Origin of the sequence: Albibacterium bauzanense (assembly GCF_004339765.1) — a bacterium.
GTDB classification, from domain to species: Bacteria; Bacteroidota; Bacteroidia; order Sphingobacteriales; family Sphingobacteriaceae; genus Albibacterium; species Albibacterium bauzanense.
The window spans coordinates 42,371-59,390 of record NZ_SMGO01000002.1; the positions used below are offsets into that span (position 1 = coordinate 42,371).

9 protein-coding genes are annotated in these 17,020 nt (G+C 38.8%); 3 read left to right on the top strand and 6 right to left on the bottom strand.

Features of this window, described 5'->3' with window-relative positions; all coding sequences use genetic code 11:
* Positions 1 to 426: 426 nt before the first annotated feature.
* From C8N28_RS06050 to C8N28_RS06070, 5 genes are all read right to left on the bottom strand, one after another.
* Positions 427 to 2,214, bottom strand: coding sequence for a RagB/SusD family nutrient uptake outer membrane protein (locus tag C8N28_RS06050; protein WP_132222649.1), 1,788 nt, complete (start codon positions 2,212 to 2,214; stop codon positions 427 to 429).
* Between the two features lie 31 nt (positions 2,215 to 2,245).
* A complete protein-coding gene (locus tag C8N28_RS06055; protein ID WP_132222651.1) occupies positions 2,246 to 5,653 on the bottom strand; it encodes a SusC/RagA family TonB-linked outer membrane protein in 3,408 nt (1,135 codons plus the stop codon).
* A 271-nt stretch (positions 5,654 to 5,924) separates the two neighbouring features.
* The gene (locus tag C8N28_RS06060; protein ID WP_132222653.1) at positions 5,925 to 6,935 is read right to left on the bottom strand and encodes a sugar phosphate isomerase/epimerase family protein; all 1,011 of its coding nucleotides are present in this window, start codon (positions 6,933 to 6,935) and stop codon (positions 5,925 to 5,927) included.
* 247 nt (positions 6,936 to 7,182) lie between these two features.
* Positions 7,183 to 10,035, bottom strand: coding sequence for a PQQ-dependent sugar dehydrogenase (locus C8N28_RS06065; RefSeq protein ID WP_221410211.1), 2,853 nt, complete (start codon positions 10,033 to 10,035; stop codon positions 7,183 to 7,185).
* Between the two features lie 296 nt (positions 10,036 to 10,331).
* Positions 10,332 to 11,819 carry a Gfo/Idh/MocA family protein gene (locus C8N28_RS06070; RefSeq protein ID WP_132222655.1) on the bottom strand — a complete coding sequence of 496 codons (1,488 nt, stop codon included), beginning with the start codon at positions 11,817 to 11,819 and terminating at the stop codon, positions 10,332 to 10,334.
* A 240-nt stretch (positions 11,820 to 12,059) separates the two neighbouring features.
* Between C8N28_RS06070 and C8N28_RS06075 the strand changes: the two genes are divergently transcribed.
* The 3 genes from C8N28_RS06075 to der all read left to right on the top strand — a co-directional run bounded on the left by C8N28_RS06075 (position 12,060) and on the right by der (position 15,234).
* Positions 12,060 to 12,830, top strand: a complete 771-nt coding sequence (locus tag C8N28_RS06075) for a glycerophosphodiester phosphodiesterase (protein WP_132222657.1) — start codon at positions 12,060 to 12,062, stop codon at positions 12,828 to 12,830.
* A gap of 8 nt (positions 12,831 to 12,838) precedes the next feature.
* Positions 12,839 to 13,654, top strand: a complete 816-nt coding sequence (locus tag C8N28_RS06080; protein ID WP_132222659.1) for a 3-keto-disaccharide hydrolase — start codon at positions 12,839 to 12,841, stop codon at positions 13,652 to 13,654.
* 278 nt (positions 13,655 to 13,932) lie between these two features.
* Positions 13,933 to 15,234: a ribosome biogenesis GTPase Der gene (gene der / locus C8N28_RS06085; RefSeq protein WP_132222661.1), complete on the top strand. Its 1,302-nt coding sequence runs from the start codon at positions 13,933 to 13,935 to the stop codon at positions 15,232 to 15,234.
* Between the two features lie 89 nt (positions 15,235 to 15,323).
* On the opposite strand, the gene C8N28_RS06090 is transcribed toward der, so the two are convergent.
* A complete protein-coding gene (locus tag C8N28_RS06090; RefSeq protein ID WP_132222663.1) occupies positions 15,324 to 16,937 on the bottom strand; it encodes a S41 family peptidase in 1,614 nt (537 codons plus the stop codon).
* Between the last annotated feature and the right edge of the window lie 83 nt (positions 16,938 to 17,020).

Sequence of the window (17,020 nt, forward strand, 5' to 3'; positions counted from 1 at the left end):
TATCCTCCAAGCTAATTCATTAGTTACAACGCCATTGAATGAAACTAATAAATTTGATTTCTAATATTATAATATTCAGTTAAACTTCAGTTTATAATCTATTTAACTTCCTTGACACCTAAATTCTGATCTCTGATATATCAATAAGTAATGCTAACGTTGGCATAACCACAACAATTAACCAATTTATAATGCTGACAGGAAATACTAGATCAATAATACTCAATGCCAACGTTCGCATTACAATGGTAAAAGTATAAATTATTTTTAAATAACCAAAGATTATTACTAAATAATTCTTTTATTAATTCGAAATAATAAAAGAATTACAAATCAGGGTAATGAAAGTAACAAAAAAGGTTAGTGAAAAAGCTAATTGCTTTCTCACTAACCTTTTAACAAACTTAGTTAAAACCTAATATTTAATTAATAATCAGGATTTTGTTCTAAAGTGTATTTACCATCTTTAAAGCTATTATCAATAGCTTGTTGAGGAATTGGCATAATAGCATCCGGAACTCTGGTATAAGTACCACCTGATAAGTAACCTTTTAAAGTAGACTCATAAGCAATAAAACCATTTAACTCCTTGGTATCTGTAGTTCCATCTTCAGCTCCGAAACGGACTGCATCGAATGCACGGTGACCCTCTAAACCTAACTCTAAGGTGCGTTCAAAGAAGATAGCTTCCAATGCTTTTGCCGAACTAGCAAACTGAGGTGATCCTGGAGGATATAACCCAATCTTATAATTAGCTGCAGGAGTACCATCAGCATTCAGAACCCAGTTTTCTTTCGATCCGGTATTTGTTGCCATACGGTTACGAACCTGGTTTACATAGTCCATAGCTAACGGAAGGCTTCCAATTCTTGCTTCCACTTCAGCAGCCATTAACAATACATCAGCATAACGAATTACATTGATATTTAAATTATTCTCAGGTCTTGATGCAGCTAAACCATTAGCAGCTTTTGAAGTAAAGAACTTCTGGCTAATATAAGGACCAGCAGCAGCAGCGTCTCGAACCCAACTTGGTGAAAATTGTCCGTAATCCAAGAATGGAATACCGCGACGACCAACACTCCAGTCTAATCTTGGATCAATTAAACCAGCATCCGGAGTATAAGGACTTGCTGCAGGAATACCATCATCACTTTTAATTTTATCTGCATTACGAGCAGCATCATTAAAAATAGGAAGACCATTAGCATCTACACGGAAATGGTTAACAAACCATTGTGACGGGTAGAAGAATCCATATCCTCTGTTATCTCCAGGGCCACCACCACTTTGTGGGCTAATATATTGTAAATCTCGGCTTGAATTCGCATAGCCACCGTCACTTCCATCATTCACAGAATGTTGAACAGCAAATACAGCTTCTGGTCCGTTTTCGGTTAAACTGTTAAAGTTTGCATGATAGTCATTATTTAATTTATACTTAACGCCACTGTTTGTTACACCATTTGCAATCACATCGTTAAACGCTGTTTGAGCTAAAGCATAATTTGCATTATCGCCTTCATTTCCCATGTAAAGGTATGTTTTACCTAAATAAGCCATAGCTGCCCATTTGTTAGCTCTACCTTTATCAGCATTCGTAGGGGCCAGATTTTCAGCTGCAAATTTAAAATCAGCAGCAATACTAGGCCATGCGTCTACGAAATTACCTGATTCGTCAGTATTCGGAACTAATGGATCGCCAATAACGGCCTCATCAATAAAAGGCACATTCCCAAAAAGACGTTTTAATTGGAACATATAATGTCCACGTAAGAAACGGGCTTCTGCTGCTATTTGCGTTTTCTGAGCATCAGTTAATCCTTCAACATTTGGAAGGTTTGTCAATACTAAATTAGTGCGATAAACCGCATCATAATAAAATCTAAAATTATTAAGTCCATTACTGTTACCGGCATTCGCTTCAAATTTTTGGATTTCAATCATCTGAGGTTGATCTCCACCGGTTGACCCTTTATGGGCCTCACCACCCCGGATACTTCCGAAAAGGATGTTACCTGGTCCTCTATCCATACCACCCGCACCGTTCAAGGCAGAATATGCGCCTGTCAAGGCCTTATCAATTCCATCGGGTGTAGTTAATACGCTTCCTGGGAAGGAACCGATAGGTTGCTGCTCTACGAAGTTATCCTTGCAGGACAACAACGTAACACATACAACTAATGTAAATATTACTGAATGAATCTTTTTCATATTTATCTTATTAAATATTATTCCTTAATTATTAAAACCCAACGTTTATACCAAACAAAATTTGTTTTGGTGTTGGAAAGCTATTATTAATTACACCCATGGATGTATCACCTCCACTCATGAAACCGTCAGGATCCAATACCGTTGTGTTCTTAGGTTTAGCAGTAAACAAGTTTTGCGACTGAACGTAAATACGTACCTTATCCAATCCAATTCCACTAATTACATTCTTTGGCAATGTATAACCTAATTGAAGCGTTTTCAAACGTAAATACGAAGCAGATTCCAAATAGTAATCGGTAGCGTTCACATTTGAATAGGTATCCAACAAATCAGCCTTAGGCAATTTCGCATTGTTTCCTAATTCAGGAGTCCATGATTCGTAAAGCATACGGGCACTTCTGTTATATTGGAAAGTATTAAAATCAACATTATAACGGCTTAAGTTAAATAACTGACCACCTTTGTTCCAAAATACAAAAGCTGTAAAATCAAAATTCTTGTAATTCAATCCTAAGTTAAAGCTCATTTGGAAATCAGGATGTGGGGAACCGATAATGGTACGGTCATCTGCATTGATTACCTTATCACCGTTCACATCTTGGATCTTCCAACGACCTACTGCAGGTGGAATCCACGGAGTAGTAGTACCTTCTGGATTATAGGTAGCATTAAATGCATCTACTTCTGCTTGCGTATTAAAGAAACCATCCAGTTTATAACCGTAGAAAGAAGCAATCGGATCACCTACACGGGTTAAACTTGGGCTACCATTCAAACGAGTGCTTGAGCCAGCAATTGTTGCTGCAGGATTATCCAATACTCGTGTTACCTCATTTTTGTACTTAGAGAAGGTAGCAGCTAAATCATAACCAAAACCTTCTATAATATCACCACGTTTGCTCAAGCTGATATCAATCCCTTTATTGGTCATATCACCAGCGTTTAGGTATGGTTGAGTAGCATCAATACCTGTTCTCGGGGGTTGATTTTGAACCAATAGATCCTTGGTCTGCTTATTATAGACTTCAATGCTGAAGTTTACCGAATTGTTGAACATCGTTGCATCCAAACCAATATTGGTCGTTGTGTTTTCTTCCCACTTAGCAGTAGGATTACCCACTCTATCAACAGTATAGCTATCACTTTTCACAGCATTACCTCCACTAATAGGGTAACCTTGTGCTAAGCTTGATACATAAACATTGTATTGATTCTCAGCAGAAAGACCACTTTCGTTACCAATAATACCGTAACTTGCACGAAGTTTCAAATCGTTTAAGAATGTAAGGCTTTGCATAAACGGTTCTGCGGAAATTCTCCAACCGATTGCCGCTGCAGGGAAATAACCTACACGGTTATCAGCACTAAATTTAGATGATTCATCACGACGAACCGTTGCATTGAATAAGTATTTACCGGCATAAGCATAGTCAACACGAGTAAATAAAGAATACAAGCTACTACGTCCGAAACCTCCTGAATTCGTTTGAACACCTGTAGCTGCGTCAATTACCTGGAAGTTTGGATCATCTTCCAATGCCAAAGAAATTAATGTACGCCCAGCTGTTAAATTTTCATTGTACGATTTAATAGCTTCTGAACCTAATAAGATCTTGAAATCATGATCTTCTCCAAAAGTAGTACCGTAGTTCAGGGTATTGGTCCAAGTCCACTGATTATTAAAATTCTTTTGATTACTAATCGAGTTCGAATTCGTATTTTCAGCATGCTCATAAGTAACCGGTGATATATCCTTAAAGTTTCTTGAGGAATAATTGATACCAAACGATGTACGAGCTGTCAATCCTTTAATGATATCGACTTCCCCGAATACGTTACCAAAAATACCGTAGTTTGTCATCTTATCGAAGCGGTTACGGTAAGATTCACCTATACCGTTTCTACCAGTATCACCTACGGCAACCAATCCTGGAGCTGCCGAACTTGCCGGATTGCCCATGATATCATAAACAGGAATCAATGGCTGCATAGTCCAAGCTGTTGATGCAGATGCCCGATCACCATTCATCTCTCCATAGGATACTTGAAGGTTCTCTCCTAAACGGATGTTCTTACGAACGTTAAAGGTAGAGTTTGCACGAAGTGAATAGCGCTCAAATGAATTATCCTTTCCAATCGTATTCTCACGTTTCATGTAATTCATACTCAAGGCATAATTACCGGTCTGAGTACCACCACGTGCACCTAATTGAATATTGGTCATAGGAGCAGGATTGTAATATTCATCGAACCAATCTGTATCAGCAGATTTAACGATCTGGTTCAACCCCGGTTGTCCAAATTTATAGTTTGCAGGATCAGTAATAGATGCAAATGTAGCTGGGTCACTAACACGCAATGCTTCTAAAGCAGCACCACCCAGTTTTGAACCACCGTTATAAGCTAAAATATATTCAGGAATAACAGGGGTAGCACCATAACCATAAGCCGGATGTCCCCATGAAGCTCCACCAGGTTGATAAGCAGGATTCCCTGATGTCTCATAAGCTCCTTGTAGCTCTTTCCAGTATAAATCACCCATTTCTTTTGCATTCAAAAGATCAGGAAAATCACTTTTGCTTACATAATCACTACCATAGTAAGCATCTACGGTAACTTTTGGAGCACCTGCCTGGCCTCTTTTTGTTGTGATAATTACCACACCATTGGCAGCACGAGCACCATAAATAGAAGCAGCAGCAGCATCTTTCAATACCTGCATCGATTCAATATCGTTCGGATTCAGGTTGTCAACTGCAGAGTTGGTACTTCCAGAACGGCCTCCACCAACAGGAACACCATCAATTACATATAGGGGCTCTGATCCTGAGAAAGATCCGAAACCACGGATACGAACTTTGGCACCTCCATCTAAGCTACCGTCTGAGCTTACTGTAACACCTGCAGAACGTCCTTGCAATTGACTGGTAATATTACCTGTTGGAGTTGTATTCAGGTCTTCAGCATTTACAATCGAAACTGCACCAATGATGTCTTTCTTCTGTTCTGTGGTATAACCGGTTACAACCACTTCGTTTAAGCTGGTTACTGCTTCAGCAAGTGTCACATTAACCATAGCACGGCTGTTAACCGCAACACTTTGAGCCACATAACCAATGTATGTAAACTCCAAAGTAGCGTTTGCCGGAGCATTTAATGTATAGCGGCCATTCACATCGGTCAATGTGCCGTTCGTAGTTCCTTTTACCACTACGCTTACGCCTGGTAAAGTTTCTCCGGCTGCATCTGTAACTGTTCCTGATACCGCAGCCTGAACCAGGCTGGAATTATTAGCTGCCAAACTTACCATTGGGCTCAACACGCTATTGCTTGATGCAAATGAAGTGCTTCCCAAAACAAGTACAGCTAATACCTGGCCTGCCGTAATTCTCATTACTTTGTTCCAGTTAATAGGTTTTTGTAAATTAAGATTCATAGATTTTTTCTTTCAGTTTGAAATTAAAATAATTAGATCCCCACTCCGATTGCTCAGAGTTTTTCATCATGGGAATTAAAAATCAGTCATGTTATTACAGGACCGACATGGTTTTAAATCAGTTTGTTTTTCTGTCATATAGTTTATTTAGTTTAGTGGTTAATTGATTAAATTTATAATTGGTTAATTATTTAAAAAAGCAAACAACAATCCTAACGTGACTGCTCAACAGCAATCACGTTAGTTTGTTTAGACTATAGAAATTGTGATACTAAGCACCTAATGCTTTTCTTGCGTATTCTACACATTTCGCAACTTCTTTCACAGCATCAGAGCCAGCAGGAATTTCATATTCCAATTCGATGGTAGCAGGGAAATGATATTTGTTCTTTGAAATTAGGTTAAGAACTTCAATAATAGGTGTATCTCCTTGACCCCAAACCACATTCTGACCTCCATTCGCTTTGTTCTTTCTATCTTTAGTGTGCATACTCGAAATATGAGAAGCGCGAGCATTGATAAATTCAATCGGATCAAATCCAGCTGCTACATAATGTCCCATATCAAAATTGGCAGCATTATTAGCAGATTGAATGAAAGAAGCATCCCACATATCAAACGTTTGCTGTAAGTGACCGTGATAACCTACACGCATATTATTTCTGTAAGCAATATCTCCCAAACGTTTCGTTTGAACAGAGCTCGTAGGAAACTCAACCGTAACCTGGTTAGCACCCAATGCTTTACCGGCACGCATAGCGTAATCTATTTCTGCATCCGAATTATTTACCCCCAATGCACTTGGTTTAAAACCATAGACAGTAACACCTGCATCATTGTACATTTTACGCAATTGCTCAAAACGTGTCATAGGTACACTTGCACGCCATTCTGCTAATTTTTTAGCATATTCAGCCTGTGCAGCTACATATTCAGGACTAGGTTGAGGACGCGGTTGCCCTGGAGCAGGCGCAGCCATTTGTGGACGAGGAGGTGCCACAGGAGCTCCAGCAAAAGCTTCCGGAGCTTCTCCCATTAACTCAATAGCACTCACGTTTGCATCTAAACAATACTGAAGAAGTTGTTCAGCACTGCTAGGCATACTTCTAAAAGAATAGGTAATACATCCTATTTGAACACCATTAAATAAAGAATTTGGTTTGCCTAAGTTCTTAATGTAGACAGGTGCTCCAAAAGTTGATTTGGAAGCTACAGCCATACCAGCTACTGCAAGAGTACCGGTGCCAAGAAACTTACGCCTAGATAGGTAGTTGTTTGTCATAGTTTATAAATTGATTGGTTATTGATCTAATAATTATCTAATATCTATAAAACAATTGTAAAATAAAAATTACTATCGTAAAAAAATTACAATCACAAAAATATTATGTTCTACATATTATCTTACAGGTTTATGTACAGAAAATAAGCAATTTAAAATGGCCATTATGAGCCAAAATAAAAACATTAAACAGATCGAAGTCCCAAAAGTTGAACTTCCAGGACTTCGATCTATAAGAATTCAAGAATTATTCTTGTTTAAACTCAACACCATTCAGTGTCATTAGAGGTTGTGTAGCTCCAGCTTCTGCATTTTTAAATACAAAGTATATATCTTGTGGACCTGTTAAAGCCTGATCCAGATTGATAACAACTGGAGGAGCTGTGTTAGCTGCTCTCGCTGCGGCCATTGCTGCTGCTATTGCTTTCTCAGCTGCTGCTTTATTGCCACCTGCATCTTGCAATGCTTGTTCCATAGTAGGCATCTGACCTCTTGGAGGAGCGATGAATAAAGCAATAGTTGTTTGTCCGATCAAGGCACCAGTAGGAGAACCAAGGTGAGCTTCAATCGTAGCACCAGCATTGTTTTCTCTTTGCGTAGCTGAGCCAGCGATTTGCAATGATTTGATATTGGTCAGATCCAATCCCTTGAAACCAACGCTAGTACCATTCAATGGTTTAATAACCTTACCACCTCGTCCGTTATCCGACATTTCACCACCTTGAATATCATCAGCATCACCTGCAGGAACCAATGGGTTGCGCAATCTTACGATACTTTCAACTGCTTGAGCAGGCGCTGTTCCAGCTCCTTTATCAGTATATCCAGCTTGAAGAATATAAGATCCACGACCATTATCACCATCAGGAACTACTGCATTAAAGGTACCTTTTACAGGTAAACTCTTAGAAGTTTCATCCGTAACGTGCATAATGTAGTTTAAGATTGTACTAGCATCATTCGCTGATACACCTGGATTTGCCGGCATTACAGCTTCACCCCATACACCTGTACCACCATTACGTATTTTATTATTTAATCTTTCCCACTCTGAAGGTGTGTTTTTATATTTCTCAGAAATCTTAACCAAAGCAGGTCCGATTGAAACCTGGTCTAAGTTATGACAACTAGTACAGTTGTTTTTAGCCATTAATGCTTGTGCAACATTCAAACCAGCCGACATATTAACACTTCGTTGATTTTGAATTACTTCAGCCCAGTCAAAACCTTCCGATACGTATTGAATCGAAACAGAAACATGATCAGGAGTAATTTTACCGTCAGCTAAGCTTCCATCTTCAGCATCACTTAAATTCACCTGATAGTTAAATGGTTTGCCAGGGAAGAAGAATGTTTTATTACCCAATACATCAAAAGTGATCTCAGGTGCAGTATTACCAGAAATAATTTTCACAGATTTAGAGCTGCTTTCTCCAGATGGATCAGTAACAGTCAATGTAGCTGTAAACACGCCTTCTTTATCAAAAGTAACCGAAGGATTTGCTTCAGTAAATGTTTGTACAGAAGCCCCAGCTTCATCCGTAACTTTCCACTCATATTTCAACTCATCACCATCCAGATCGCGTGATCCTTCAGCAGAAAGTTTAGTAGTAAATGGAACCGGACCCCCATTTTTCTCAACAGAAGCTTCTGCGATAGGTGTACGGTTACCTGCATTATACTCAATTTTCACTAATTGAGAATTATGGCTCTTAGCAAACCAGGTGCTTCCATATTCCAATACATATAAATCTCCCTCCGGACCAAATTTCATGTCAATTGGTTCAACTGGGTGATAGCTTGGTAAGAAACGTTCCATAGATTCGTAATCGCCATTTTCTTTCATGGTAATTGCCATAATCCAACCTCTTGAAAGGTCAGTAGCCAACCATTTACCTTCATAATATGACGGGAAAGGACGTTTAGCATCATCCTTGAAATCTGCTCTATGATAAATAGGACCTCCTGTTGCACTACGGCTACCACTACCTACCAATGGAAACTCTTCTGAAGGACCATAAGGGTAATAGATAAACGGCTTAGCAACTGGCGGCAATAATTCAAGTCCGGTATTGTTTACCGAAGTATTGGTATAATTGTTCGGGTCTTTTTTCTCTAAAGGAACATCCTTTTCGTAATCAAAATACGGGAAAGCAGCATTTGGACCAACAAAGAATGGCCAGCCAAAGTTACCGGGACCACGAGCCTGATTTAATTCATCGTATCCACGAGGGCCAATTTCACTATCTACACTAGCATCCGGACCAACTTCTCCCCAATAAACATAACCTGTCTTACTATCTACAGAAACTCTCCAAGCATTACGGTGTCCCATAGTATAAATTTCCGGACGGGTCTTTTCAGTTCCTTCTGGGAATAAGTTACCTTTTGGAATTGTGTAAGTACCATCATCTTCCGGATGAATACGTAAGATTTTTCCACGTAAGTCATTGGTGTTTGCTGCATGAGCCTGATCATCCCAACTTGCACGTCCTGGTCTTTCATCTGTATGAGCAGATAAAGCATTTCCTGTGTTATTTCCAACAGTCAAGAATAAGTTACCATCTTTATCCCAAGTCATACCACCACCTGTATGGCAGCAAACTTCACGTTGAGTAGTAACTTCCAATAAAACTTTTTCAGAGTTATCTACCAATTTACCATCAACCATTTCCCAACGAGTAAGAATGTGTTTTTTCTCAGTTGGATGAGCATAGTAAATATAGATCCAATGATTCGTATCAAAATCAGGATCAAGAATTAAACCCAAAAGCCCTTCTTCAGCTTCTCTCACAACACCTTCTGCACTTGTATATTTTGTATTAACATTAATATGAGCAACTAACGTGGTTGTATCCAACGCAGCATCATATAATTTGATATCCCCTTTACGTTCAGAGATAACAACATTCCCGTTGTTCATTACCGCAAAGGTATTTGGCTCATCAAGATCTTGCGCCAAGACAACTGGTGTGAAGCGACTATCATCTGGCTTCTGCCCATCATCTACCATTCCGCTATTTCTGGAACAACCAGCAAGCACAACAGTAAACAATACAAGAACCAGACCCATGAGCTTCATAAATTTAAAATTTCTCACAGTACAAATTTTCATAAAGTTTAGTTAATTAAGTTTATTGATATTAAGATTATAAATTAGTTTGCGCATTAATTACAAGGTGTCATATGCACACACTTGTACAATTGAATTTCAAAAGTATATAATAAAAACTTTAGTTCCTATACATTTTTTATTTTATGCAACAAATAAAATATTCATAGCAATGTCACAATCTCTTGCTGTTTTGTAACTATACTGTAAAACGAAAAAAGGCCTTCAATTGACCCTGAGATCAATTAAAAACCTTTTTCCTATAAATTTAGAATCTTATATATTTAGATTCCGCTCAATTTCCAAGGGTCTCTGTACTCTCCCTTAACATATTGATTTACAATATCTACGTTAGTAACACGCATGTTTTTAGCATCCCATAAAAGTTTCTTTCCTCTAGAAGGGTAAGATTTACGCATTGGGCTTCCGGCAGGAGCGTTAGCAGCAGGAGGCACATCAACAGATGAAGTAAACCCTCTGATAGCAAGATTCGCAATTAACATAGCTTCTGTTAATAAAGCAGCTTTTTCAAATGGTGAACTTACTTCCATATTGCCATAACCGGCTAAACAAGCTTGTACCCATTGTGCATAGTGGCCACTAGCTCCATTAGGAACTCTCTTATATTTAACTGGCACATTTAACCCATCCATTCTTGATACAGGCAATAATCTTGCATTATCAGAATAGGTTTCAGCCATCATCTTTCCTTTAGTTCCAATGAAAAGAGAACCATTGGTTGGCCAAATTTCATCCGGTCCAATTTCATCCGGTCGAGAAGGAATAATACCACCATCAGACCAATGTACTTTCAATGCTTTTTTAGTTTTACTAGTAGGAGCAAATGTTAAAGTAGAAGTAGTAGCAACCGGTCCGCTTTCATCATTTGTATATAAAGTAGAAACACTTGATTCTACAGAAGTCACTTCTTTTAAATCAAACACATTCATAGGTGCTTCAATTAAATGCGCACCCATATCACCAATAGCTCCCGTTCCATAAGCCCACCAGCCTCTCCAGTTAAACGGCACAACCGTTCCATACTGAGCATTCGGATCCGATTTAGGATAAGGTTTTGCCGCAGCCGGCCCTTGCCATAAATCCCAGTCTAAAGTAGATGGTACCGGCGATGTTTCTGTCGGCCATTTAACACCTTGTGGCCAGATAGGTCTGTTTGTCCAGCAATACACATCTTCGATATCGCCAATCAATCCAGCCTCAAACCATTCCTTTAAAAGACGGGTACCGTCATTAGAAGCTCCCTGGTTACCCATTTGAGATACCACTTTATAACGTTCTGCTAATTCAGCAAGTAAGCGTGCTTCATAGATATTATGTGTTAATGGTTTTTGTATCCAGATATGTTTCCCCAATGTAATGGCAGCAGTACCAATTACCGCATGCGTATGGTCAGGAGTTGAAACTGAAACAGCATCAAAGTTTTTAACTTCTTTATCGAACAATTCGCGCCAATCCACATACTTTTTAGCATCCGGATATTTAGCATAGGTCTCTGCCCCTCTTTTTTGATCCACATCGCACAGGAATGCAATTTTAGCTTTCCCACTTCCATGAAATCCGTCAATATCACTTGCACCTTTACCACCAATACCTACGCCTGCTATATATAAGGTATCACTTGGTGCTACAAACCCTTTACCTAGAACGTGTCGGGGTACGATACTAAATGCAGCAACTCCCAGTGCACCGGTCTTGATAAATTCTCTCCTTGATGGAGCTTTAGAGGTTTTTGTTGTCTCTTTTTTTGTCATCGTTTTTAGATTATGGTTATTGAATATTATTGGTTGTTGAAAAATTCATAGTGATCTAATCTGCATAGAATAATTATTCTATACCTGTATGCAACAAGCAAGTTACATTTTTTATACTTTTTAACAAATTTATAAATCAGAAAATTTTAAATTTTAAAAGCATGAAATAATGCATGGCTTAAAATTTGGATTTACTGCGATTTATATTTTACTTTAGACGACAGAACAAAAACCCACACAATGAAAATCATTAAAAGCGTATTGATTATTGCTATTATGTTAATAGTTAACCAAAGCCAGGCACAAACCAAGGTAATTGCGCATCGCGGTGCATTTAAACTACAAAACCTGCCCGAAAACTCCATTGCTTCGCTTAAGCATGCGATCCAATTAAAGTGCTTCGGTTCCGAATTCGATGTTCATCTTACTAAAGACGATGTGCTGGTTGTTAACCACGACAAAGATTTTTACGGCATTGATATTGAACGATCTACCTATCAGGAATTATTAGCTAAAAAGCACCCTAACGGAGAAAGCATTCCAACACTTGAAGCCTACTTAAAGGAGGGAATGAAACAAAAGAAAACCCGTTTGGTATTAGAAATAAAAACCTCTGTAATTGATAAAGCACGTACGCTAAAAACAACAGAAATGACTGTAGCTCTGGTCAATAAATTGAAGGCGCAAAAATTAGTCGATTATATTTGTTTTGATTACGATGCCGGAAAGCTAATCCATCAACTAGCACCGAAAGCAGAGGTAGCCTACCTGAATGGAGATATTGCACCCGAGCAAGTAAAAAAAGACGGCTACACTGGCATCGACTATCATTTCAATGTGTTTAAAGCACATCCGGAATGGATAGAAGAAGCACATAAACTTGGTTTAAGCGTTAATGTCTGGACAGTTAACACAGATGAGGATATATTAACTGCCTTAAATCAAAAGGTAGATTATATTACTACCAATGAACCTGAAAGAGTATTTGAACTTATAAAAACACATCAATAAACAATTTTATGAAAAATTATAAATTAAAAATTTTAACAGTCAGCTTTTTAAGCTTTTCAGCCTTCCAAGCCAGCGCACAACAACCTGCAGCAGCTCAACCCGCACCAGCCAGAGGAAATCCTGCAGATACAGAAGTATGGGAACCCATTCCAAAAGTGGTTGTTCCGGGAGCAAGCTTCAGCAATGCGCCCTCAGACGCAATTATCTTATTCGATGGAAAAAACCTGGATCAATGGGTAACAACCAAAGACAAATCACCTGCTAAATGGACGGTTGCCGATGGATTGCTAACAGTAAATAAAGCAACCGGTAATGGAAACATCGAAACCAAGCAATCTTTTAAAAACTACCAACTGCATATCGAATGGCGTATCCCTGCTGATATCGATGGCGAGGGACAAGGCAGAGGTAATAGCGGCCTATTTTTAGCTTCAACAGGAGGCGGCGATAGCGGCTACGAAGTTCAGATTATGGATTCGTATAACAACGAAAATAAAACTTATGTTAATGGAATGGCTTCCAGCATCTATAAACAATTTATTCCGGCAGCTAATCCGGCAAAAAAAGCAGGTGAATGGAATACCTATGATATAGCCTGGGTTGCACCTACTTTCAATGCAGATGGTTCAGTTAAAACACCTGCCCATGTTACTATATTCTTCAACGGCGTATTAGTTCAAAACAATATTGAATTAAAAGGTGAGACCTTATACATCGGGCAACCCGCTTACAAGCAATACGATTCTGCTCCTATTAAATTACAATCACACGGAGATAAGAGCAAACCTATCAGCTTCCGCAATATCTGGGTACGCAATCTATAAGAATTTTTCTACCAGTAAAAGAAGCAAAACGAGGCTTATAAAGATACTTTATAAGCCTCGTTTTGCTTTTACGAATATACCATTATTGATCCTTCCGTTGTATCTGCGTTAAAACAGCCCAAATAGCGCAGACACAACGCGAGGACCACTCGCGAACCATTCGCTTATGTAAAGCAAGGGTATTACAATACATCACTATGCTTTTAAGAAACCTAATATCTGCATCTTTTCTGTATCTTTGCAGAAATTAGAATAAAAGCACCCTTTTAAATAATACCATGTCAAATATCATCGCCATCGTTGGCCGTCCGAATGTCGGCAAATCCACCTTCTTCAATCGTTTAGTAGAGAAGCGCAAGGCCATTGTTGACGATTTTAGCGGAGTAACCCGCGATCGTCATTATGGAACAGGAGAATGGATCGGGAAACATTTTTCGGTGGTAGATACCGGTGGATATGTGCATGGTTCAGACGATATTTACGAGTCAGCCATTCGTGAACAGGTACTTATCGCAATTGATGAGGCAACTGTTATTTTATTTATGGTTGATGTAACTACAGGAGTTACCGACTTGGATGATGAAATTGCAAGCTTACTTCGCCGAAGTAAAAAACCAGTCTTTATGGTGGTTAATAAAGTTGATAACACCAATCTTCATATCGAAGCTACTGCTTTTTACAGCCTGGGCCTGGGCGACCTTTATCCTATTTCATCAATGACAGGTTCTGGAACCGGAGAATTGCTAGATGAAGTTGTAAAGCATTTTGATGACCTGCCAGAAGAAGAAAATACGCTTGGTAAATATGCTATCGTAGGCCGTCCGAATGTAGGTAAATCTTCTCTTACGAATGCTCTATTGGGCGAAACAAGAAATATTGTTACTTCTAATGCTGGCACAACGCGCGATTCGATATCAATTCATTACAATCAATTTGGGCATGAATTTCTTCTTATCGATACTGCCGGATTAAGAAAGAAAGGAAAGGTTACTGAAGATATCGAATTCTATTCAGTTATGAGAACCATCAAAACACTGGAAGAGGCAGATGTTATTCTCCTGATGTTAGATGCTACAGAAGGTATTGAATCTCAGGATATCAATATTTTCAGACTGGCTGAAAAGAACAGAAAAGGAGTTGTGATTATTGTGAACAAATGGGATTTAGTAGAGAAAACACATAAAAGCAGCAAGGAGTTTGAAGATCGTATTCGTGAAAAGATAGCTCCTTTTACTGATGTGCCTATTATTTTCACTTCCGTTACTGAAAAGCAACGAATCATGAAGGTGGTAGAAGCAGCGGGCAAGGTTTATATCAATAAGACCAAGAAGATCTCGACATCGAAACTGAATGATATTATGCTGCCGATTATTCAGAACTTCCCCCCTCCTGCTACGAAAGGAAAATATATTAAAACAAAATATGCAACACAAATCAATGGTCGTTCACCAATGTTTGCATTTTTTTGTAACTTACCTCAATATGTAAAAGAGCCTTATAAGCGTTTTATAGAAAATAAACTTCGGGAGAACTTCGACTTTGAAGGGGTGCCTTTAGAAATTTATTTCAGACAGAAATAAGCTCAGCCTTCGCTGAGTGGTATAAACCGATAAAGCCTTGGGATTGATTTCTTGAGGCTTTATTTTTTTATTATGAATTGTGTTAGATATTATTGCAGAACTTCCAGGCTTCGCTGAATCATGTAATCGTCGTGGTTGCGAACCTTAAACCAAGCTTCATTTCCGAAAAAATAACGCCCCATCAAGGCTTTAATATCTCCTTCTAACTGCTTAGCAGATACGTTAACCTCTTGTTGAGAAAAAGAGACTTCCTGGCTTCTTACAAATTGAAGAAACTCTTGAAAAGTAGCTGAAGGGAGCTCATAATCTTCAATAAAATTCTCGACAGCAAAAGACGGCGGACTATCAATTAATCGATTATAAACAAATTTACTGATCAAATCTTTTGCTAATACTTCCTTATAGAAAGGAGTTAAAGCTGTGGTATCCATCGGAATATAAATGTCGGGCATAATCCCTCCAATAACTTTAAACAACTTACCTGAATTGCTTTTATAGATCCTGCCATCAGCACTTACTGAATCAGTCCGGGTAATTTCCTGCGTAAGCTCGCCACTTAAAAACCGCTGGTTCAATTCATTAAAATACTGCCCGTTCCCGAATTTGTAGGGCTTTTGAATACTTCTGCCTAATGGTGTATAATAACGCGCAACGGTAAGACTTAAGGCAGAGCCATCTCCAAAATCAAATTGCTCCTGCACCAATCCTTTACCAAAAGAGCGTCGGCCGATAATAGTTCCTCTATTTAAATCCTGAATAGCGCCTGCAACGATCTCACTGGAAGATGCGGAGTTCTCATCAATCAATACCACCAATTTTCCATTCTCATATAATCCCCCATCAGTAGAATAATAATCAGTTCGCCTTTCATTAGCACCTGAGGTATAAACTAAAAGTTTATCGGCCGCAAAAAATTCATCTGCCACAGCCAAAGCAGCATAGAAATAACCTCCTCCATTTCCTCTCAAGTCCAGAATCAGTTTATCGAAGCGATGTTTATCCAATGCTTTTAAGGTAGCATCAAATTCTTCTGCAGTACGTTCGCCAAAGCGTTTTATACGAATATAAGCCACTCGGGGTTCAATCATATAGGCAGCATCAAGCGAGCTAACAACAATCTGATCTCGTTTAACCTTCATCGGCGTTTCAATCTCTTTTCCATCTCTGCTAACCCAGATATTGACTACGGATCCGCGCTTTCCACGAACCATATTAGAAATCTCTTCCTGGCTGCGATTAGCTCCTGCAATAAGCGAATCATTAACCCAAATTAATTTATCTCCACGCAATATACCTGCTTTTTCTGCCGGTCCGTTATCAACTATACTGGTAACTAACAGAGTATCGTTTATTGAAAAATACTCAATGCCAATGCCGTCAAAGCTTCCGGAAAGGTTCTCTTCCATTGCCTGAGCCTTACGCGGTGGGAAATAAATAGAGTGAGGATCCAGGCGTGACAGCATTTCCTTGATCGCGGCATCTTGAAGGGTATCTAAACCTACCTTATCAACATAACGCTCTTGAATTAATTGTAAAGCTTTCTGAACTTTTCCCGTTTTATCTGTTGTACCAAGTGGGATAAAACTACTATTACCAATACTGATGGATTCTTCTGCATAATTCTGACCCAGGATTAGCCCGACCGCTAGAACGGCGGCATAAGCCAAGGCAAACCAGATGTTTTTTTTGGTAGAATTTTGCATATAATAATGGAACAAAAATAGCGTTTATCGCTTGTATTTTAACAATTATTGCTTAAAAGAACAAATAAAGAGCCAAATTACTT

What these genes read in the sequence shown, in the direction of transcription:
- C8N28_RS06070 (WP_132222655.1), bottom strand. Translation starts at nt 11,819, where the DNA reads ATGACAAAAAAAGAGACAACAAAAACCTCTAAAGCTCCATCAAGGAGA.
- C8N28_RS06090 (WP_132222663.1), bottom strand. Translation starts at nt 16,937, where the DNA reads ATGCAAAATTCTACCAAAAAAAACATCTGGTTTGCCTTGGCTTATGCC.
- C8N28_RS06050 (WP_132222649.1), bottom strand. Translation starts at nt 2,214, where the DNA reads ATGAAAAAGATTCATTCAGTAATATTTACATTAGTTGTATGTGTTACG.
- der (WP_132222661.1), top strand. Translation starts at nt 13,933, where the DNA reads ATGTCAAATATCATCGCCATCGTTGGCCGTCCGAATGTCGGCAAATCC.
- C8N28_RS06055 (WP_132222651.1), bottom strand. Translation starts at nt 5,653, where the DNA reads ATGAATCTTAATTTACAAAAACCTATTAACTGGAACAAAGTAATGAGA.
- C8N28_RS06080 (WP_132222659.1), top strand. Translation starts at nt 12,839, where the DNA reads ATGAAAAATTATAAATTAAAAATTTTAACAGTCAGCTTTTTAAGCTTT.
- C8N28_RS06075 (WP_132222657.1), top strand. Translation starts at nt 12,060, where the DNA reads ATGAAAATCATTAAAAGCGTATTGATTATTGCTATTATGTTAATAGTT.
- C8N28_RS06060 (WP_132222653.1), bottom strand. Translation starts at nt 6,935, where the DNA reads ATGACAAACAACTACCTATCTAGGCGTAAGTTTCTTGGCACCGGTACT.